This window comes from Modicisalibacter luteus DSM 23508, assembly GCF_000378505.1.
In the GTDB taxonomy this organism is placed as follows: Bacteria; Pseudomonadota; Gammaproteobacteria; order Pseudomonadales; family Halomonadaceae; genus Modicisalibacter; species Modicisalibacter luteus.
In genome coordinates this window covers 63,586-82,648 of record NZ_KB899991.1, presented here as the reverse complement: position 1 = coordinate 82,648, position 19,063 = coordinate 63,586, and the positions used below count along the sequence as shown (strand labels likewise).

Here is a 19,063-nt window from a genome sequence, read left to right as displayed (position 1 = left end):
GGTAAGGAAAACTCGCCTTTTTTAACTTAGGTGTTTATCCTCCCCGCCCTAAATTAGCTTTGTCCTGCTTCAAGAGCGGGTCAAGGACGACCTACCGGGCGATGGATTGCCCTTCTCACACTCCGCTGAGCTTGCCCCAGTCTTCGTGTGGTTCCTCTCTTTGCAGCTGACGCCTAGTGCTTCGGCCCGTGCCGCCATGCTGCCGGTCGATGCTCATGTTTCTGAATACAGGTGCCTCGATGCGTCCCTCAATCGTTTACAAGACTACCAGTCAATGGAATGGCGGCTATGTGATGGAGGTCTTCATCACCAACGAGGGGGCTGAAACTATTCCTGACTACGAGATTGGTTTCAGCTTGCCCGGAGACATTACCGATGTTTGGGGCGGTGTCATTGCTGCCCAGGAGGGAAATAGCTACGTCATCAGCGATGACGATAATAAGAACGACATAGCCGCTGGCGAGACTGTCCGCTTCAAGTTCAAAGTGTTGACCGAGGCCGGCGAGTTGCCGTCGTCGTTCAATGTGAACGGTGTGGAAGCCACCGTGAACGGCATTGAGCCCTCAGGGTCCTCGGCGCCTGATGAGAAAACAGAAGCATTGGCTCCTTCCCTGCAGGCATCGGCAAGCACCCCGAGCGAGACACATGAAACTGCCGCCAGTCTCATTACGGTCGGCCCTGACATTACCGCCGCCCAACTCGAGTCGTTGATTGCCCGGGCCCCCGAAGGAGCCACCGTTCAGCTTGCAGCGGGCGAGTACCGCTTCGACGACTCGATCAGCATTACCCGTTCGGATATCGCCCTGGTAGGTGCCGGCTCTGCCGAGACCCGTATCACCTTTACCGATAAATCGCTGGCAAATGATGACTCCCACGCTTTCTACGTCGAAGGCACCAACACCACATTTGCAGGGCGCCTGCGTAACGATGCCACCGAACATAGCGATACCCTGACACTTGCGAACGACCACGGCCTGCAAGCCGGTGACACAGTCCGTATCTGGCAGGACAACAGCCAAGCGTACTACGACGAGATTGGCGATAGCTCTTGGCAGAAGGACAACGCCCCCCTGCGAACCAGCATGGCCAAGGTCATCTCTGTCGACGGCGAGACTATTACGCTGGATCGCGGCGTACATTTCGACTTCGATGGTGGTGACGCCAAGATCGAGCGCATGGATACACGCGAGAACGTGACCCTGCAAGGATTCTCGATCCAATATGAGCTGGGCACCCCCGACAAGGCAGTGTTCAGTAATACCCTCTCCGACCTGACCGACTACCAGGCGGTCAAGTTCGATGGCACGGTGAACGGCCGAGTCAATGATGTGCAGGTCAGCAATGGCCCCTCCACGGCATTCGAGTTCGCGCTATCCCTGGATTTGCGAGCCGATGGACTTCAAGCGCATGGCGCCTTCAACAAAGGCAGCGGCGGGAATGGCTACTCTTACGAATTTCGCGAAAGCTATGACGGCACGTTCATCAACCTCGAAGATTCAGGCATGCGCCACAGTGCGATATTTGCCTCTTGGCGTTCTTCCGTAGGCAATGACATCCGCGTCAAATCCACTGACCGTGATATCAACTTTCATGGCGGCCAGGATCACGACAATACGGTGCATGTCGACCAGTCGATTCGCGAAGCCGATGCCGATGGGATGTCTACGACGTTCTGGTACAACAACGGTGGGGAGAGCTTCGGCGCGATTACCGAAGCCGGCGCCAATAAAGCCACCTTCGAATATGTCATTGGCTCACGTCGCGACGATGTGCTCCAGGGCTCAGACGATGGCGTCTATCTTGATGGTGCGCTGGGCAGCGATACGCTCAATGGCGGTACAGGAAGCGACATACTCAGCGGCGGCGGTGGTTGGGGTGACAATGTCCTCAATGGCGGTGCCGGTGACGATACTGCTTTATTCGACCAGGCTTTCGATGCCTACAAGATCCGCTTCAATGACAACGGCAGCGTATATGTCGATGGCAGCAGCGACGACACTCTGATCGACATCGAAAAGGCCGTTTTCGCTGACGGCACTGTTCTCGATATCGCCACACGACAAACATCTCAGGGTGAAAAGCCGGTCATCCCGACGGCTGGGGAAATAATCCTGGACGAGATTGAGGCGTCGCCTGTCACGCATCAGACGAACCCGGAACGCTCTAACGAAGTGACCGCGCCAACGACCGAAGCCTTTGCGGAGCCGCTGGCTGCTCCCGCGCCCAGCGACGCAGGGCCTGGTATCGCTACGGTCGCTCTGGAGACAGTCAGCAGCTGGTCGAATGGCTATGTCATGCGCGTCGTGATCACCAACACGTCATCGGCGCCAATCGACAAGCCGCAGATTACCTTCAATCTGGCCGCCGATGTCGACACGCTTTATGGTGCCACGCTGCTCGAGCGTGACGGCGACACCTACACCGTCGCCTACGATGGAAGCGATACCGTCGAGCCAGGAGAATCCCTGCGCTTCTCTTTCAAGGCCTATGCACCGGAGGACGTTAAGCCGGAGGTGCTGGCGATCAATGGCGACGAGCTGGCGGCGGACGCAGCGGGTACTGAAGAGCCACAGCAGAGCCCTTCGGAGGAAGAACTGTCCGCGCCGACGACCGAAACCTCCGCGAATCCGGTGGCCGCCCCCTCGCCCAATGACGCAGAGACTGGTATCGCCACTGTCGCCCTGGAGACGGTCAGCAGTTGGTCGAATGGCTATGTCATGCGCGTCGTGATCACCAACACATCATCTGCGCCAATCGATAACCCGAATATTACTTTCAACCTGACCGCCGATGTCGACACTCTATATGGTGCCACGCTGCTCGAGCGTGACGGCGACACTTACACCGTCGCCTATGATGGAAGCGATACCGTCGAGCCCGGGGAATCCCTTCGCTTCTCTTTCAAGGCCTATGCACCAGAGGACATGAAGCCCGAGGTGCTGGCAATCAATGGCGACGAGCTGGCGACCCACGCAACGGATGCTGAAGGGCCCGAGGTGTCACAGGTTCAGGACATGCTCAGCGTATCCAGCAATATCACCAGTGAATGGTCGACTGGCTATGTGACGGAGGTGTTCATCGAAAACACATCCGATTCTGCGGTGTCCCTGCCTGCGGTCAGTTTCGAATTGCCAGCGGATATCGTCAAGCTCTGGAATGGCCAGGTCGAGAAACACGGCGAGCAATACTCGGTCTCGGCCATGAATGGAGGACAGGAACTTGAGCCGGGTGAAGTCTGGCGCTTTTCCTTCAAGGCCCGCGGCGAAGACCATACCCTGCCCAGCAATATCATGGCGACCGCAGGCGGGGAAAGCGGTGCCGTAGAGCCCGCCATGGCGTTAGAGTTCAATCTCGACGTGAGTAACGTCATCGATCTTTCCAGTATTGATGCAAGTAGCCACGCCGAAGGCGACCAGGCCTTTGTCTGGCTCGGCGATGCGGATTTCAGCGGTGCCGCCGGTGAGCTAACCCTCTCGGGCTCAACGCTGCTGGGTGATAGGAATGGGGATAGCGTGGCTGATCTGACTGTTCAGGTGGTGGGTATCGATTCCCTGCAGGCGAGTGAGCTAATTCTCTAGTACGACAGTTGCTCCGATGCGAGCAACCCATACACCGCGTGTGCGTATCGTGCTTTCCCGACTTTCTGCACGCTGCGCAACGTGCCCTCCAGTTCGAAGCCCAACCGCTCAGGAATGGCCCGGCTTCGCCAGTTCTCTACGGCACAGCGGATCTCCACCCGTTCAAGACATAGCTCGTTGAACCCAAGGTGAATAAGATCCGCTACTGCCGCCGTCATCAGCCCGCGTTGGGTGTATGGCTCGCCCAGCCAATACCCGATCTGGCCGATGCCATTTATCTTGTCGATCGAGTTGAAGCTGACCACACCGACAAGACTCCCCTGATAAAGCAGCACGTGGTGCAGCGCAGCGCCCTTTGCGAACTCATCCTGGGTCGACTGGATAAATTGCCTTGTGTCCTCGACGGTCTGCATTGCGTCAAGCCACGACAACCATGCTTTTAGATACTCTCGGTTCTCGTCTGCCAAGGTAAACAGCGCGTCGGCATGCTGTGGCATACACAGTGCAACCTGTAGGTCGTCACGAATGCGCCGATAATACATGCGGTCCCTCTGCTCCAGTCCGGTTCCTTTCCGTATCGCATGCGGGTGGCTTACGCCTTTTCCCATACTAATCAAGCAGCCCCCGATAAGCATGTTGCCACGAACGGACATGAACCTCAGCAATCACCCAGATGTCCGATATCACTGCGTACCGAATGTGCATGGTCGGTACTCTATGTCAGGGTATGAACGGCTCGTTTCTTAACTGGCCAAACTTACAGTCTCGCTTCCATGAAAAGCAGCGCTCCCTCCTGCTTGGCTACGCGAAAACCCTTCCGAGCGTATAACGGCACCGCATCGCTATCTGCAAACACTTTCAAACGAAGCGCTAAACACCCTGCATTTCTTGCCATGTGGCGTACCTCGTCCAACGCCTTTGATCCGATGCCCTGGCCTTGGCAAGTCTCCATGACCTGCAAGTCGATTAGGTAACACAACCCTGCCTGAACCCTCAGCCTCACCAGACCTACGGTCTGTTCGCCCTTCAGGAGGGCATAATTGCTGGTTTCCGACCAGCTCCTTTTGAACTTCTCTGAATCCCACTGCATGGCGTGGCGCGCATAGTCTGCCTGCATGTTGCCAACGATCAATCGCTCGGCAAACCGATCATCTTCCAGTTTATGAAACGCTAGTAACTCCATTGGCAGCCTCGTAACTGTACTCGCTCATTCGCTGATCCTTCTTCAAATGGCAGACTGTTGTTCGCGTAGCGAGCCCCTTAATGACACATGAAAACTAGGGCGCCTCAAGCCCGGCGATCAATTTACCCAACAGGCGGTTCAGGGTTTCCTGCTCATTCCGGGAGAGCCCCGCCATTGCCTGTGTTTCATTCTCCACATGCAAGGGAACGATACGGTTGATGATCTCGAGCCCCTGGTCTGTGAGCGAAACGAGCGTGCCGCGCCTGTCGTCGGGGTTAGGTGTCCGAGCTATCAGACCTGCCTTCTCGAGCCGGTCGAGCCGATTAGTCATTCCTCCGGAGGTGATCAGCAGCGCTTCATACAGTTGGGTTGGCCCGAGAGCATAAGGCGCACCAGAACGACGTAGGGTGGCAAGGACATCAAACTCGCCAGCCTGCAGCCCATGTTTCTTGAAGAAAGGCTCCAGGAAGTCCCGCTGCACTAGACGGGACGTCACCTTGAGGCGGCCAACTAAAGCCATCGCCAGCAAGTTCAGTTCGGACATTTCCCGCTCCCACTGCTCGATAGCCCTCCCGACAGTATCCATTGCTTCTCCTATTTTAGCTTTCTACCAAGGCGTATTTACCTTACCACAAAGATACTTTACGCTAAGATTCTTCGTGTTGGATATCCAAAGAGCCGATCATGGCGTGTACCGCATTCCCCAGCAAGACGGCTAGTCGAAGCAACTGGCAGGCCTTGGGCTGCCTGCTACTGGTCGGCACTCTCTTGGCGCTGTCCTTCGTGGTCGCGAAGCTGGCAGACGCAGCCGGGGCGCCACGCCTCACCTTTCTGGTCGTAGCCATGCTGGGAGCTGGCTGCCTGCTGCTGGGAGCGGCACGGTGTCAGCGGCAGCCAACACCACTGACGCGCCGAACGCTCGAGTATGCTGCCATTTCGGGCATGCTTTTTGCCCTCCCCAACGCCATGGGATTCCTGGCTGTCCGGCATGTCGGCGCGGGGTTCGTCTCGCTGAGTTTTGCATTCCCGATTTTGGTGACCTGGTTTTTGGCTGTCATGCTGAAGCTGGAGCCGTTACGCTTGGCCCGCCTATCCGGGGTGCTACTGGGCCTGGCCGGTGGCGTACTAGTCGGCCTGGACAAGGCCAGCGGAACGCAGAGTAGCTGGGGGTGGGCCGCCATCGTATTGGCGATGCCGGTCATCATAGCAACAGGCAACCTGTATCGTACCTTGCGCTGGCCCACTGACGCCGCTCCGGTCTTCCTCGCTGCTTTAATGATGTTCGGCGCCGCCGCATCATTGTTGCCGTTCGTACTTTTCTTTGAGGCAGAGCAAGCCGCAGGGTTGCTCTCATCCGCGGCGGTTATCCGGCTGCTCGCTATGGAAACCGGCGTTTTTACCGTGCTGTATCTCTTCTACTTCATGCTCCAAAAGCTGGCCGGCCCTGTCTATTTGAGCCAGATCGGCACAGTCGCGGCCTTGATCGGCACCATCATCGCCGTGCTGGGCTTGGGTGAGAGCTTGCCGAGTCACCTTGGCTGGGCTGCAACGCTTATCGTCGTTGGCACAGCTCTCTTTCATCGCGGGGGCCAGGGCGCAGCGACATAACACAACGCCACGAACCAGTACTTTCAGTACCACAATATCGTCCCGATACCACCATCCCATCAATGAGGTCCACAGCATGTCGATTCTAGATGCACTTCAATGGCGCTACGCTACAAAACGGATGAACGGACAAACCGTTCCGCAGGAGAAGCTCGACGTGATTCTGGAGGCCGCTCGCCTGGCACCTTCCTCGTTCGGCCTGCAACCCTACTCGGTGGTAGTCGTGGCGGACCCAGCCTTGCGCGAGAGGATTCGTGAAGTGGCGGCTCCCCAACCTCAGATAACCGAAGGGTCTCACCTGTTGGTCTTTGCTACCTGGAACGAGATCCATGCCGGGCAAGTCGACGACTTCATCGCTCATGTAGCTGACCAGCGCGAACTGCCCATGGATTCTCTCGACGGGTATCGAGATGCAATCAAGGCCGCCATCAGCCAGCACCCCACTCAGGAAGCCCGTCTACAGTGGGCAGCCAAGCAGGCATATATCGCCCTCGGTACGGCACTAGTCGCGGCAGCGACTGAACAGGTCGACGCGACTCCGATGGAAGGGTTCGATCCGCAAGCCTTGGATGAGGTGCTCGGCCTCGAACGTAAAGGCTTGCGCAGCACCGTCATTATGGTGCTTGGCTACCGGGACATCGAGAATGACCGCATGGCCTCACTCAAGAAAGTTCGTTGGCCCAGGGAGACTTACTTACGTTAGGCACAAGGCTGGCTGACGTCAGCCTTGCCACGACGCCAGGCTATCGCCAATACACTGGCCACTGCTTAGCCTTGCCCAAGCTATTGTGATTAACGTTACGAGAATCAGGGAACCGCTAAGCACCGGCGTAAGCAAAAAATGCGCATCCCTGATCCCCGTCATGATCACAACCAAGGGGTTCGCGCCAGCCAGGGAATGAACCACGCGAAGGAATTGCATCAACGCGATAGCCACGCCGACATCACCCCCCATGGCGAGCGGCCCCGTACACAGCGCCGAGGGATACGGACCGCAGCTGACGGCCTACTTGGCAATTCTGCGAGTCATAAAGCCTGGGGGCCGAACGTTAATCTAGGATTTCCTGCATGCGATGCCCAACGTGGACGCCGCTTGGGCCGCGCTGACTCGCCTGTTAGGACTTGAGGCAACACCGTTGGCGCGTCAAGATAATGCGGCTTGGGCATAGCTCGGCTCAGCAAAGTAAAACTGACGCGATTCGTTTGAATGCGCCTTGGATTTAAAGTAATGATGCTGCATTGCTAATTACCCTAGGCTATCGGAACAAGAATTTAGGGAGCTATTCCTTGGACGGATTGACCTGGCTGGCTTATGTCGGCGTTATCTTTGCCTTGATTATTTTCCCGGGACCGGTGGCCTTGCTGTGTACCAGTCATGGACTCAAATTTGGCCGGCAACGCGCGATGGCTACCGTCCTTGGCGGTGTTTTGGCCTCGCTGGTGCTCATGACAATCTCGTCGTTGGGGCTGGGGGCGATTCTTGCCGCTTCAGAGACAGCGTTTTACGTCCTGAAGATGCTAGGCGGAGCCTACCTGGTCTATCTGGGAGTGAAAGCCTGGCTGGAAACGACTGCCGTAGCGACACAGTCCAGCGCCAGAGCAGACGATTACAGAGCCCCCATTGGCACGCTGTTCAGCCGAGGCTTCATAGTGGGAATCAGCAATCCCAAGGATCTTTTGTTCTTCGCAGCGCTTTTCCCCAACTTCATTGACGTAAGCGAACCTCAGTTGCTGCAGTTCGTCATCCTTGCGCTGACTTGGCTAGTCGTCGATACCACCTTGATGTCGATCTACGCGGGGCTTGGATCGGGCGTCAGCCGCTGGTTTCAGAGTCCGGGCCGGGTCAAGCTATTCAACCGAGCCACCGGAAGCCTGTTCATGGTTGCTGGCGGTTCCTTGATAGCCTCGAATCGCTAGCGCTATCTGGGCGCAGCGCTGCTATAGAGGAAGACTGCCTGTGACAGAATGTCTTAGGAACCGTGCTTCTGACACAGCCAGCAAGCCTATGTGTTGGGTGCCCCTGCCAGCCTGCAGTTCGCCACGTTGCGCCGTCACAATCAGCTGCCCGCCTCTCTCTCGATTAGTTACTGATCTCTGACCCATTCGAACCTTGCGCCATTACCGACTGTGGGAACCAACCGGTTGGTCTCGATTACGGTACTGAGCGGGAGATTATCAATCTTGGCTAGTGGCCTCTGCCATGGTTCCGTTACGGTGGGATCACGCCATTCAAGGGTCTCCGAGAAACTAGCGGCATCAATGACCAAGACCAACGGGCCTTCTTCTTCTGTAAAATAACGGCTTGCAGTGTACTCGACTGCCTCCGGTAGATTCAGATGTATCCCGTTCTCCTTGTTATCGTTTCCACAGCGAGGAACGTAACCCAAACGCTGGGCCTCCTGCCAATTAGCCATGGTGATGACGCGATATAACTGCTCCACTGGTTCTCCTTGAATTAAGCTTTCAACATTCGCAACCAAATCATGCCAGACCAGGCCATGTGATTACAGTTTAATGTAAACAGATCGAGACAAGGCAGGTGGCAAGATTGATCAGTAGGTTTCAGCCAGGCTATGAGGAAGAAAGATGAAAACCCAAGGGATAGCGAAATGATGAATAGCATCAGCTTCAGGAACGCCACCCGCCAGGATCTGGAGACCATCGTGCAGTTAGCGGATGATCCATTAGGCTCGACACGTGAGGACACCTCACGCCTCTCAAAAACACCTACCATGATGCGTTTGAAGCCATTGACACAGACCCAAACAATGCATTGTACGTTGCAGAGCATGGTCACCGAGTCATAGGCGTGCTGCAGCTCACCTATATCCCTATTTAACCGATCAAAAAAGTTGGCTGGCTCTTATCGAAGGGGTCAGGATACATCGGGACTACCGTTCGGGCGGAGTCGGTCGTCAGTTTTTCCGGTGGGCAATCGACCAAGCCCTAGATCGTGGGTACTACATGGTACAGTTAACCTCTGATAAGGCCCGGCCTGATGCGATCCGCTTTATGAATCGCTAGGCTTCCAAGCCACGCATGAGGGGATGAAGCTGTTATTCAAACAAACCCTCCCCGGTTTGGGTGACCACTGCCAGTAGGAATACACTATGTTTGATTACACACTCGCTCATTGGGTCACGTTCTTTTCTGCGGCGGTGCTGCTCAACCTCTCTCCCGGCCCAGACATGGCGTTTATTCTAGCCCAAGCGGCACGAGGTGGAATAAAAAACGGCACAGTAGCCATGTTCGGCATTTGGGGCGGCGCCTTCTTACATGTCCTGTTGGCCGCACTTGGACTTTCGGCCATTCTGGCCACCTCTGCCCTGGCTTTCTCCGTGGTCAAATGGCTAGGAGCCGCCTATCTTGTCTGGCTGGGCCTTAGGGCATTAGTGACTACAAAGAGCGCTTTCTCTACGGAAGAAAGCTCACCGGAAGCGGGCTCATGGGCCACCTTCCGGCAAGGGCTTCTTGTTGCAGCGCTCAATCCAAAGGTAGCCCTTTTCTTCCTGGCCTTTCTTCCTCAATTTACGGTCGAGGGTGCCGGCCCCATCAGTGCGCAACTGTTTTTGCATGGTTGCTTAATCATTGCCGTGGCTGCCCTCGTTGAGCCGCCGCTAGTTTATTTGGGCGCGAAGCTGACCAATGCCCTTAAAGGGCATCAGCGTGTCGGGCTATGGATGGAGAGAATCCTAGGGACAATTCTCGTTGCGCTGGGCATTCGTTTAGAGTTAAGCGATAGATGATTACCGATAGGCCAGCTCCTGCAGCAGCTCAGCCAGATATTCGATTCTCACCAAGCTCACCTTGTGAGAAAGCACGAGGAAATGCCGAGTCAAACAGCCTGATAGGCGCCGAGTTCAGTCTGGAACTAGGCTAGGCCAGCCTAGCCAAGAAGTATGATAGGGTTCCCAAGCCCCGCACTGGCCACTAACCGCCGGGCATCTAATGGAAAGTAGTCAAGTCAAATCAGTGCGCTAGCTACGGCTAATATAGGAGATGCGCGATGCCTGCACATGGCAACATTGAGCTAGACGGCAAACGTTTCACCCACTCAATGGTAGAGGCAGACGGCATCCGCTTTCACACAGTATCAGGGGGACAAGGTTTCCCTGTCCTGCTGATGGCCGGTTTCCCGCAAAGCTGGTATGCATGGCGCCGTATCATGCCTCTACTCTGCGATCATTTTCATGTCGTTGCGATTGACCTGCCTGGACAGGGCGATTCTGACAAGCCAATAGATGGATACGATACACGAACAACGGGCGATCGCATCCATGCGTTAACAAAAGCCCTTGGTTTCAAGTGTTATCATATCGGCTCGCACGATATCGGCTCGTGGGTGGCCTATCCCTTTGTTGCGCGCTTTGCCGATGAGGTGGGCCGGCTTGTGATGCTAGACGCCAACATACCGGGCGTAACGCTAAAATCCTCTATCGAGGTTGGCCCTCACAACTGGAAAGCATGGCATTTTTTCTTTCATCAGGTAGCAGACCTTCCTGAAGCTTTGATTACCGGCCGGGAGCGAAGTTATATCGAGTGGTTTTTCCGCATGAAAACCTATAATCCCGCAGGCACCTTCTCACAGGCCGATATCGATGAGTATGAGCGCGTTTATAAACAGCCTGGGAATTTGCGTGGAGCGTTGGGATATTACCGAGCCGTATTAGAAGATATTGAGCAAAACGAATCTTTAGCTACGAAGAAATTGGATACTCCGATCCTTGCACTGGGCGGCGATGCAGGGATGTCCCCTGACATCTTCGAAGCCATGAAACCTTTAGCAAGCCATATCGAAGGCGGCATTGTTCGAAATTGCGGCCATTACATGCCTGAAGAGCAGCCTGATGAGATCGGAAGAAGGATGATTGATTTCCTGACCAAGGATAGCCATAGCTAAGTTTCTGCTTGAATGCTGCTGACAACCTCAATTTTGTTCAATACCAGAACCTACGTTCAGGTCAGACTCCGCTGTAACCTGAATCGAGAATACCCCAATGAGCCTTTCCCTGATTCTGCCCATGTCTGCCTTTGCCCTGGCGGCTTCCATATCTCCTGGGCCGGTTAACCTCGTATGCCTGAGCAACGGCACCTACTACCCGGTTTCCCGCGGGCTGATCTTTGTTACCGGAGCCACACTAGGCTTCATCGCTCTGTTCATTTCCGTGGGATTGGGGCTTTATTCGCTACTGAGCATGGTGCCGGTATTCGAAGAACTGTTGAGATGGGCAGGTGTAGCCTTTCTACTTTACTTAAGCCTGAAACTGGCCATGGACAGTGGTCATTTGCCAGTGAACAGTCCCGAAAAAGCACCCGGGTTCGGGACAGGAGCGCTAATGCAGTGGCTCAACCCCAAGGCCTGGCTGGCCTCGGCTTCTGGCATCGGCGCGTACACTAGCGCAAATGACCTGCAGCAGGTACTGCTGTTCGCAACGATCTATTTGCCAATCTGCTGGCTGTCGCTGGCCTGCTGGGTATACGCCGGTGCGTTCCTTCGCAGATATGTCCAGCGACCAATAATACTGGTTACCGTAAACCGGGTTCTGGCCCTCCTACTCGGCGCCAGCTGCCTATATCTCTTGGTCGGATGAGGGGTGCCGGTACTGGTTTGGCGTCACCGCCATCAGCCGTTTGAACGTACGCTGAAAGTGGGGCTGGTCTGCAAAACCTGCATCAAGGGCCGCATCTGCAATTGAACTGCCGTTTTTCAGCTCCTGACGACCGAACTGTACCCGCCGGTTCACTACATAGGCATGGGGCGTAAGTCCAAAATATTGCCTGAACGCGCGAATCAGGTGCCCTGCACTGTACCCAGAAATTACGCAAAGCGTGTCCAGGGAAACGTCTTCAGCGATGTTGTCATCCAGATAGGCAGCCAGCGCCTTCAGAGCCTCCGGTGCGTTTAGCTCTTCCACTACCGGCTGGCTGGCAAGCGCATGCATCAGATCCGACAGAAATTCCACGACCTCTGTTTGCTTTTCCAGCAGTTCACGCTGCGGATCGAGAAGGCAGTCCGCCATGTGGCAATAGCGTTCGTACCAGAGCGGGTCAGATACCGTAGCCGTAGCGATGTCCTGCCACTGGGGTCCTTCCAGTAATCCTGCGCGGAACCGCAAATTCGTGAGCCAGCCTGTATCCACATACAACATCAGGTAGGCCCACGGCATATCGTCGACAGGGTTGCAGGCATGAACCCACTCCGGATTCATTAGCACGAGGTCGCCAGCACGTACCCGATAATGATCATTCCGATACTGAAACGTGCTTTCGCCCCCTGTAATAGCGCCTATCGACCACTGGGTGTGGCTATGAGGGGCATAGCAGACCTGACGACCATCCCCGACCTTACGCAACTCCACATGAGGAAGACGGCCGTTTCGCCAAAATAGAGGCTTGCTTTCGGTGTTCATGGTCTAGCCCTTACCATTACTTTTGCCCTCTTCCTTGCCTGATCCGCTTTGTACGCAGCTGTCAAAGCTTGTAATCAGTCATCCTGCTAGGTTCCCAAGGATTTGTTATAACTGTTGGTATCCAGTTCGGCTACACGCTCCCATCCGAAACGCGGACCAGCGTTCGATTAAGTAACCGGGCGACGCATTACAGCCATCAATATGCCAGCCCCCACCAAACTGCTAGCGCCACACCGATACAAGATACGGCGGAACTTGACTGTCATCAGTTGGCCCCCGGTAGTAGAGAGCATGGTGTAGCCCAGATCCGTTACGACACCAACACATAGGAAAGTTGAGAAGAGGATTATCAACTGTGGCAGTAAAGGCTGATCCAGCACCACAAACTGGGGCATGAACGCCATGAAGAAAAAGAATGCTCTTTGGGTTGAGAACCGTCACGAGAAAAGCCTTAGCTGCACTTACATGAAGCCTCGTATCAGACGCCTCCAAGTCATTCAGCTGTCCAGCTTCACGCCACATCCTGACACCAAATAAACCAAGTAGACTGCGCCTAACCATTTAACCACGCTAAACAGCTCAGCCGAGGCCATGAGCAGTGCCCCGACACCCGCAAAGGAAAGAGACATGGCAACCAAATCACCAAGAAAGAAACCTGGCAGCATGGCCAAGGCAGCCTTGCGTCCTTGGTTAATACCAGTGGCAACTAGTAGCGCGACAGCGGGGCCTGGAGAAGCAATGATCAGGAACGAGGCCAAGACAAACGATAGCCAGAGCTCAAGCGACATGATGAAACCCCTTTAGATTACTTCACTTTAGCGCATCGTATCCTGCATGAGTTAACTTACGAGTCTGTTGGATTTAAATTGTTATATCCTCCTCCAGCTTCCCCCTGCGATATTGAAGGCACACCCCCACACCCACCGAGCCGATAGTCAGCGCAATGCCGAAACAGGCCAGCGCAAGCTCCTGCCCCACCACATCTACAAGAACCCCGGTGATGACAACGGGCAGACTGAAACCGAGATAGGCCATGAGGAAGAAGCCGGCACTCGCCCTGACGTTTTCCTCGAGACCCGCTAGCGCCATGACACCGCTGAGCCCGCCCAGATAAACGAAACCGTAACAGGCGCTGCTGGCTGCCACAGTGCCCAGCATCACGGCCACCAGGCTCCCTTGCAGTGCTCCCCAGGCGATCATCGCATAGGCCAGCGGGAGGATGACCAGACCCAATTGGACCGCAGTGCGAGACGATAGCCTGCGAGCCCATGGCTGAAACAATACACCGCAACTGCAGATACCGAACGTGGCAAAGCCGGACCATGCCGATAGGCCATGGGTGGCAAGTACCGAAGGTAAAATCGCAATCACCACTCCCACCGTTGCCCAAGCCAGCAGAATGGCCAGCCCAAAAGGAATGGTACCCGGATGGTAAGCTGGCAAGCGGAGCATGGAGGATGCTGGCTGGCGTGGTGCTGCATCCCGCAAGGTAGCCACTAGCGCTAATGCCATGCCTCCCACTCCAAGGTAGAGCCATAAGCTCGGCGGGGTCAGGCTAGGCGACTGCAATACGAACAGACTGGTGACCGCCGCCCCGAGACCGAAGCCCAAGGATGTACTGGCTGTCACCCAGGTAGCCGGTACGCGAGCATCCTGGCCTCGGTAAAGCTCGAGCATGTATGCCGGTGCCACCGCCGAGGCCAGCGCCGTTCCTATCCCCATGAGGAAACGGGCAATACCCAAGGTGACAAGCCCGGGGAACAACAACGTTAGCGCCGTTGCCCCCAGTGCCAGGCTAAGTGCCGCCAGAATCAACGGACGCCGCCCAAGCCGATCGGACAATCCACTCAACACGAGCAACACCGGCAACACACCCACCACGTAACTGGCAAAAGCCAACGTGCTAGCCCCTACCCCCAACCCGCCTACCGCTGCCAGGGCAGCATAGAGCGGTGCCTGCAGGTTCACTGCCGTCGTGATCATACACAGTGCGAATGCGAGACGAAGAATGTTCATGCGATTCAAGCCACCCGAGCGATACGCGAAGTGACTTACCCTCGCACCCAACCGAAACGGACGTAAGGTACACTTGGCCTGAAAAATTCTTGCACTGTTTCTGGAAATTCAAGAACAGTGAGCCAATGCCAAGGAGCAACTGCAGTGAAGCTATCTCTGGACCAAGGCTCGCGCATACCTTTGGCAGGACAGGTGGCTGACGGTATCCGCGACTGGATCGTGAAACATGGCGCGGGTGGCGGGAGCCGCCTCCCCTCGATACGCCGTCTTTCGAGCGACCTTGGAATTAGCCGTAATGTGGCCATCGAGGCCTATGAGCGGCTAGTGGCTCAGGGATTGGTCCGTTCCAGGCCAGGCTCGGGCTTTTATGTCACAGCCAACGTGTCGACTACACTCGGCAAACAGCCTGGCGAGGCCGCCAACCTCGAAGAGTTCACCCATGACATGTGGGCTCTGTTTCAGGCTAGCGAGGAGGATCTGAAGCTCGGTTGTGGATGGCTACCCAACCATTGGCGCGAGGGAGATGATCTCGCCTATGCGATTCGTCAGGTGACCCGCCAACACAGCTCAGGGCTCTTCGAGTACAGCACACCCATGGGCACGCCCGAGCTTCGCTCATTACTGCAGGAGCGGCTGCGCCTGCTGGGCATAGAGGTGCCCGATAGCCAAATCCTGCTCACCGGGAGCGGTAGCCACGCTCTGGATCTTCTCGTCCGGCTCATGCTCAAGCCCGGTGACACGGTCTTCGTGGAATCGCCCGGGTACTACAATCTGTTCGGCCTGCTGCGCCTACAGCAGGTGCATGTTGTTGGCGTGCCACGCATGACTGGGGGGCCCGATACCGAGCAGATGGAGCAGCTGCTTAAGACGCACCGGCCCAAGCTGTTTTTTACTAACAGTGTCTTTCAGAACCCCACCGGCACGACACTGTTCCCCACGGTAGCCCACCGCATCCTTCAACTCGCCGAGACACATGATTTCCGAATCGTCGAGGATGATATCTATGCGGATTTTCAGCATGATCCCACCATCCGGCTGGCGGCCCTCGACGGGCTGCGCCGAGTTATCTACCTGGGAAGCTTCTCGAAGTCGTTGACCAGCTCGCTGCGTGTGGGGTTCATTGCTGCCGAACCGCGGCTGATAAAGGAGTTGGTCGACATCAAGATGCTGACCAGTATCTCTACTTCCCGCTTCGCTGAACAAGTCGTCACCCTAATGCTTCAGAACGGTGCCTACCGTAAGCTGGTCGAGCGGCTAAGAACCAGACTCTCCGGACAGATGGCTTCGGCACTGAATCTGGTCAAAGGTGCAGGCTGGGAGGTCTTCGTCGAGCCGGCCGGGGGCATGTTCCTGTGGGTGCGTCACCCGGAGCACGAGTCATCCAGCCAGCTCGTCACCCAAGCTAAGCGCTCCGGAATCAGCCTGTCACCGGGGCATCTCTTCGTGCCACAGGAAGACGATTCCCCCTGGCTGCGCATAAACGTGGCCTATCTGCAGGATCATCGAGCGGTTCGCTTCGTTGATGACCCTTTGCATGCATCCAAGGAGTCACCATGGAGTTCTCAGAGGCACTGTTAACTCACCTAACGGCGTTGGAAAAGTCACTTCACTCCCATTAGTCCGCAAGTCGCCGACCAAGTTGGAGTGTCTTTTACATGCTGAGTTCGAAGAAGTGAGTCGATCGGGCGTCTATCTGCAGAAAGAGGACGTCCTGGTCGCCTTCGAACAGGCAAACAGACTGCCCACGATTCACTCGGAAGCCTATCGGCTCGTCTATGCTGACGGAGAAATTGCCATAATTACTTACGCGACAGCCTGTGTATCGGAAGCAGGAACATTGTTCAATCATGCTCTGAGATCATCCACTTGGCTTCAGGCGGCCACGAATTGGCAACTCATATTTCATCAAGGCACACCCACCGAGCCGACCCTAGAGAACTCATGACATGATTTGCAGGGCTAAAGCACGAGCTCGAACGGTACCAAGTGCAGAACGACAACAAAAATACGCGAACGCGCGCAATAAATGCTAGGCATTTACCGCGAAAGCAGCGTGTCATCCAGTTCACGCTTGAGCCACTCGGCAAGCTGAACGCTGCGCCGCTGGGTAACATGACGCGGTAGCCACAAGCATAGCCGGGCGGATGTCTCGATATCCCCCCACGGAGCAATAAGCCGTCCACTACGCAAATCATCCTCGGCGATCAGCTTGGGCACGATCGCCACGCCCAACCCCGCCATGGCTGCTTCCATCAGATAATAAAGATGTTCGAAGCCCTGCCCCGCGTCCAAGGCTTGATCAAGAAGCGCCGTATCGAGTGCATGTGCATTTGCCCACTGCGGCCAGGCCTGAGGGCGCGAGGTGGTGTACAGCAATTTGGAGGAAAATAACGTCTCTGGGTGCTCAGGATCGGCCTGCTCGGCTAGCCGAGGGCTGGCCACTGCACAAATCTGTTCAGCGATAAGCTCTATCACCTCCACATCAGCCGGCCATGGCGGTGCGGAAAAAGCCAGGATCGCGCTGACGTCGGAGCGTTTAAAAGCATGTTCGTTTTCGCTAACAACGACCTGCAGGTTGATTTCAGGCAGTTCACTGTGGAGGCGATCAAGGCGGGGAATTAACCAGCGGGCCAGTAGGCTACCCGGGCAGGCCAAGGTAAACGGCGCATCCTCGACGTCACGCTTAAGCTGTGTACAGCTATCACGTAAGCGAGCGAATGCCTCTCCGACGTCGCGCTGTAGTTGTTCGCCTTGATTGGTGAGTTCTAGGCCCCGCCCGGCTTTCGCAAACAGCGCCACGCCGAAATGTTCATCAAGGCTGCGAAGCTGGCGGCTGACCGCGCCGTGAGTAACGCTGAGTTCATGCGCTGCGGCAGTGACGCTGCCCAGCCGCGCAGTAGCCTCGAAGGCACGCAGGGCACTGAGAGGAGGCATGGCATGTTGCATCGATCAGTGACTCTAGCTCACATATGACTGCAATCTTATCGATTTTTCGTCTCTCCTGCCTGCGCTAACTTCGTGGCGACTGTATTGCTTTACAAGCCCCGCGAGGTAATCCATGCCCCAGTATTCGATGCATCTCGACGCCAATGGCCTGTTTGGCCGCTTCGGCGGTCGCTTCGTTGCCGAGACGCTGATGCCACTGATTCTTGAGCTCCAGGCCGAATACGATACAGCTCGGGAAGATGCCGACTTCCAGCGTCTTCTCGCCTATTTCCAGCGCGACTACGTTGGCCGCCCCAGCCCACTATATTTCGCCGAGCGGCTTACAGAGCACTTCGGCGGGGCAAAACTTTACCTCAAGCGCGAGGAGCTCAACCACACCGGCGCACACAAGATCAACAACTGCATCGGCCAGATTCTGCTCGCCAAGCGAATGGGCAAGACGCGCATCATTGCCGAAACCGGTGCCGGCATGCACGGCGTGGCCACTGCCACTGTAGCGGCTCGCTTTGGTATGTCGTGCGTGGTTTACATGGGCACAACTGACATCGAACGTCAGCAGCCCAATGTGTTCCGTATGAAGTTGCTTGGCGCCGACGTAATCCCGGTCACGACAGGCACCGGCACGCTCAAGGATGCGATGAACGAGGCGCTGCGCGACTGGGTAACTAACGTGGATGACACCTTTTATATCATTGGCACCGTGGCCGGGCCGCACCCCTACCCGGCGATGGTACGCGACTTCCAGGCGGTAATCGGGCGCGAGGCCCGCATGCAGATCTTCGAGAAAGAAGGACGCTTGCCCGATTCGCTGATTGCCTGCATCGGCGGCGGCTCAAACGCAATGGGACTGTTCCATCCGTTTCTCGACGATGACATGGTTGAAATGATCGGTGTCGAAGCTGGCGGTAAGGGGGTCGAGACTGGCAAGCATGCGGCGAGCCTCAATGGCGGGGTGCCCGGCGTACTGCATGGCAATCGCACTTACCTGCTGCAGGATGGAGATGGCCAGATTAGCGATGCCCATTCGATCTCCGCCGGACTCGATTATCCCGGTATCGGCCCGGAACATGCCTGGCTGCACGAGCAGGGGCGCGTCGATTATGTCTCAGTCACTGATGACGAGGCACTTGAGGCGTTTCAGGTCTGCTGTCGCCAGGAGGGCATTATTCCTGCGCTCGAATCGGCTCATGCCCTGGCCGAAGTCGCGAAGCGGGCGCCAACGCTCCCGCACGATCACTTGATGGTAGTCAGTCTGAGTGGCCGTGGCGACAAGGACATGGTCAGCGTAGCCGACTATCTCGGGGAAAAATCCCAATAAACGT

General features: G+C 56.1%; 19 protein-coding genes and 1 pseudogene. 11 read left to right on the top strand and 9 right to left on the bottom strand.

The features are described 5' to 3' along the window. The first annotated feature begins 239 nt into the window (after positions 1 to 239). The gene (locus F568_RS26035) at positions 240 to 3,578 is read left to right on the top strand and encodes a cellulose binding domain-containing protein (protein ID WP_156817354.1); all 3,339 of its coding nucleotides are present in this window, start codon (positions 240 to 242) and stop codon (positions 3,576 to 3,578) included. Here the strand turns inward: F568_RS26035 and F568_RS0105050 are convergent. The 3 genes from F568_RS0105050 to F568_RS0105040 form a co-directional block, all read right to left on the bottom strand. Beyond that, positions 3,575 to 4,120 (bottom strand): GNAT family N-acetyltransferase, encoded by a 546-nt coding sequence (locus tag F568_RS0105050; RefSeq protein WP_019017621.1) that lies wholly within the window; start codon positions 4,118 to 4,120, stop codon positions 3,575 to 3,577. The two genes, F568_RS26035 and F568_RS0105050, sit on opposite strands and share 4 nt — an antisense overlap. 215 nt (positions 4,121 to 4,335) lie before the next feature. Continuing rightward, entirely contained in the window at positions 4,336 to 4,761 is a 426-nt protein-coding gene (locus tag F568_RS22215) for a GNAT family N-acetyltransferase (protein ID WP_019017620.1), read from the bottom strand. Positions 4,762 to 4,855: 94 nt separating this feature from the next. Further along, on the bottom strand, positions 4,856 to 5,347 hold the full coding sequence (locus F568_RS0105040) for a MarR family winged helix-turn-helix transcriptional regulator (RefSeq protein WP_019017619.1): 492 nt from the start codon (positions 5,345 to 5,347) through the stop codon (positions 4,856 to 4,858). Positions 5,348 to 5,445: 98 nt separating this feature from the next. Between F568_RS0105040 and F568_RS0105035 the strand changes: the two genes are divergently transcribed. Both F568_RS0105035 and F568_RS0105030 read left to right on the top strand, forming a co-directional pair. After that, positions 5,446 to 6,369, top strand: a complete 924-nt coding sequence (locus tag F568_RS0105035) for a DMT family transporter (protein WP_019017618.1) — start codon at positions 5,446 to 5,448, stop codon at positions 6,367 to 6,369. A 76-nt stretch (positions 6,370 to 6,445) separates the two neighbouring features. Beyond that, entirely contained in the window at positions 6,446 to 7,072 is a 627-nt protein-coding gene (locus F568_RS0105030; RefSeq protein ID WP_019017617.1) for an NAD(P)H-dependent oxidoreductase, read from the top strand. A gap of 18 nt (positions 7,073 to 7,090) precedes the next feature. Here the strand turns inward: F568_RS0105030 and F568_RS0105025 are convergent, their stop codons facing one another. Beyond that, positions 7,091 to 7,291: an HPP family protein gene (locus F568_RS0105025; RefSeq protein WP_229804129.1), complete on the bottom strand. Its 201-nt coding sequence runs from the start codon at positions 7,289 to 7,291 to the stop codon at positions 7,091 to 7,093. Positions 7,292 to 7,656: 365 nt separating this feature from the next. Between F568_RS0105025 and F568_RS0105020 the strand changes: the two genes are divergently transcribed. Then, entirely contained in the window at positions 7,657 to 8,286 is a 630-nt protein-coding gene (locus tag F568_RS0105020; RefSeq protein WP_019017616.1) for a LysE family translocator, read from the top strand. A 167-nt stretch (positions 8,287 to 8,453) separates the two neighbouring features. Here F568_RS0105020 and F568_RS0105015 read toward each other — a convergent pair whose 3' ends face one another. Next, complete coding sequence (locus F568_RS0105015; RefSeq protein WP_229804128.1) at positions 8,454 to 8,783, bottom strand: DUF952 domain-containing protein; 330 nt, start codon at positions 8,781 to 8,783, stop codon at positions 8,454 to 8,456. A gap of 358 nt (positions 8,784 to 9,141) precedes the next feature. On the opposite strand from F568_RS0105015, the gene F568_RS26200 reads away from it, so the two are divergent. The 4 genes from F568_RS26200 (at position 9,142) to F568_RS0104995 (ending at position 11,960) form a co-directional block, all read left to right on the top strand. Further along, positions 9,142 to 9,393, top strand: coding sequence for a GNAT family N-acetyltransferase (locus F568_RS26200; protein ID WP_308428027.1), 252 nt, complete (start codon positions 9,142 to 9,144; stop codon positions 9,391 to 9,393). 86 nt (positions 9,394 to 9,479) lie between these two features. Then, entirely contained in the window at positions 9,480 to 10,115 is a 636-nt protein-coding gene (locus F568_RS0105005; protein WP_019017613.1) for a LysE family translocator, read from the top strand. A 260-nt stretch (positions 10,116 to 10,375) separates the two neighbouring features. Then, positions 10,376 to 11,269 (top strand): alpha/beta fold hydrolase, encoded by an 894-nt coding sequence (locus tag F568_RS0105000; RefSeq protein WP_019017612.1) that lies wholly within the window; start codon positions 10,376 to 10,378, stop codon positions 11,267 to 11,269. A gap of 97 nt (positions 11,270 to 11,366) precedes the next feature. After that, complete coding sequence (locus tag F568_RS0104995) at positions 11,367 to 11,960, top strand: LysE family translocator (protein WP_019017611.1); 594 nt, start codon at positions 11,367 to 11,369, stop codon at positions 11,958 to 11,960. Here F568_RS0104995 and F568_RS0104990 read toward each other — a convergent pair. The 3 genes and pseudogenes from F568_RS0104990 to F568_RS22205 form a co-directional block, all read right to left on the bottom strand. Then, the gene (locus F568_RS0104990) at positions 11,940 to 12,779 is read right to left on the bottom strand and encodes an AraC family transcriptional regulator (protein WP_019017610.1); all 840 of its coding nucleotides are present in this window, start codon (positions 12,777 to 12,779) and stop codon (positions 11,940 to 11,942) included. The two genes, F568_RS0104995 and F568_RS0104990, sit on opposite strands and share 21 nt — an antisense overlap. 222 nt (positions 12,780 to 13,001) lie before the next feature. Continuing rightward, positions 13,002 to 13,567: pseudogene (locus tag F568_RS22210) on the bottom strand (LysE family translocator). Positions 13,568 to 13,640: 73 nt separating this feature from the next. Continuing rightward, positions 13,641 to 14,795: an MFS transporter gene (locus F568_RS22205; RefSeq protein WP_019017607.1), complete on the bottom strand. Its 1,155-nt coding sequence runs from the start codon at positions 14,793 to 14,795 to the stop codon at positions 13,641 to 13,643. A gap of 144 nt (positions 14,796 to 14,939) precedes the next feature. Between F568_RS22205 and F568_RS0104975 the strand changes: the two genes are divergently transcribed. Continuing rightward, complete coding sequence (locus F568_RS0104975; protein ID WP_019017606.1) at positions 14,940 to 16,373, top strand: aminotransferase-like domain-containing protein; 1,434 nt, start codon at positions 14,940 to 14,942, stop codon at positions 16,371 to 16,373. After that, positions 16,318 to 16,740: a DUF4440 domain-containing protein gene (locus tag F568_RS26295; protein WP_156817353.1), complete on the top strand. Its 423-nt coding sequence runs from the start codon at positions 16,318 to 16,320 to the stop codon at positions 16,738 to 16,740. The genes F568_RS0104975 and F568_RS26295 overlap by 56 nt, the downstream gene beginning before the upstream one ends. Before the next feature lie 92 nt (positions 16,741 to 16,832). Here F568_RS26295 and F568_RS0104970 read toward each other — a convergent pair whose 3' ends face one another. Then, positions 16,833 to 17,741, bottom strand: a complete 909-nt coding sequence (locus F568_RS0104970) for a LysR family transcriptional regulator (RefSeq protein WP_019017605.1) — start codon at positions 17,739 to 17,741, stop codon at positions 16,833 to 16,835. Between the two features lie 112 nt (positions 17,742 to 17,853). Between F568_RS0104970 and trpB the strand changes: the two genes are divergently transcribed. Continuing rightward, complete coding sequence (gene trpB, locus F568_RS0104965) at positions 17,854 to 19,059, top strand: tryptophan synthase subunit beta (RefSeq protein ID WP_019017604.1); 1,206 nt, start codon at positions 17,854 to 17,856, stop codon at positions 19,057 to 19,059. Positions 19,060 to 19,063: the final 4 nt, after the last annotated feature.

Coding starts and splice junctions, on each gene's coding strand:
- F568_RS26295 (WP_156817353.1), top strand. CDS start 16,318: ATGACCCTTTGCATGCATCCAAGGAGTCACCATGGAGTTCTCAGAGGC.
- F568_RS26035 (WP_156817354.1), top strand. CDS start 240: ATGCGTCCCTCAATCGTTTACAAGACTACCAGTCAATGGAATGGCGGC.
- F568_RS0105025 (WP_229804129.1), bottom strand. CDS start 7,291: ATGCAATTCCTTCGCGTGGTTCATTCCCTGGCTGGCGCGAACCCCTTG.
- trpB (WP_019017604.1), top strand. CDS start 17,854: ATGCCCCAGTATTCGATGCATCTCGACGCCAATGGCCTGTTTGGCCGC.
- F568_RS0105005 (WP_019017613.1), top strand. CDS start 9,480: ATGTTTGATTACACACTCGCTCATTGGGTCACGTTCTTTTCTGCGGCG.
- F568_RS22215 (WP_019017620.1), bottom strand. CDS start 4,761: ATGGAGTTACTAGCGTTTCATAAACTGGAAGATGATCGGTTTGCCGAG.
- F568_RS0105050 (WP_019017621.1), bottom strand. CDS start 4,120: ATGTATTATCGGCGCATTCGTGACGACCTACAGGTTGCACTGTGTATG.
- F568_RS22205 (WP_019017607.1), bottom strand. CDS start 14,795: ATGAACATTCTTCGTCTCGCATTCGCACTGTGTATGATCACGACGGCA.
- F568_RS0105030 (WP_019017617.1), top strand. CDS start 6,446: ATGTCGATTCTAGATGCACTTCAATGGCGCTACGCTACAAAACGGATG.
- F568_RS0104970 (WP_019017605.1), bottom strand. CDS start 17,741: ATGCAACATGCCATGCCTCCTCTCAGTGCCCTGCGTGCCTTCGAGGCT.
- F568_RS0105015 (WP_229804128.1), bottom strand. CDS start 8,783: ATGGCTAATTGGCAGGAGGCCCAGCGTTTGGGTTACGTTCCTCGCTGT.
- F568_RS0105000 (WP_019017612.1), top strand. CDS start 10,376: ATGCCTGCACATGGCAACATTGAGCTAGACGGCAAACGTTTCACCCAC.
- F568_RS0105035 (WP_019017618.1), top strand. CDS start 5,446: ATGGCGTGTACCGCATTCCCCAGCAAGACGGCTAGTCGAAGCAACTGG.
- F568_RS0105040 (WP_019017619.1), bottom strand. CDS start 5,347: ATGGATACTGTCGGGAGGGCTATCGAGCAGTGGGAGCGGGAAATGTCC.
- F568_RS0104990 (WP_019017610.1), bottom strand. CDS start 12,779: ATGAACACCGAAAGCAAGCCTCTATTTTGGCGAAACGGCCGTCTTCCT.
- F568_RS0104995 (WP_019017611.1), top strand. CDS start 11,367: ATGAGCCTTTCCCTGATTCTGCCCATGTCTGCCTTTGCCCTGGCGGCT.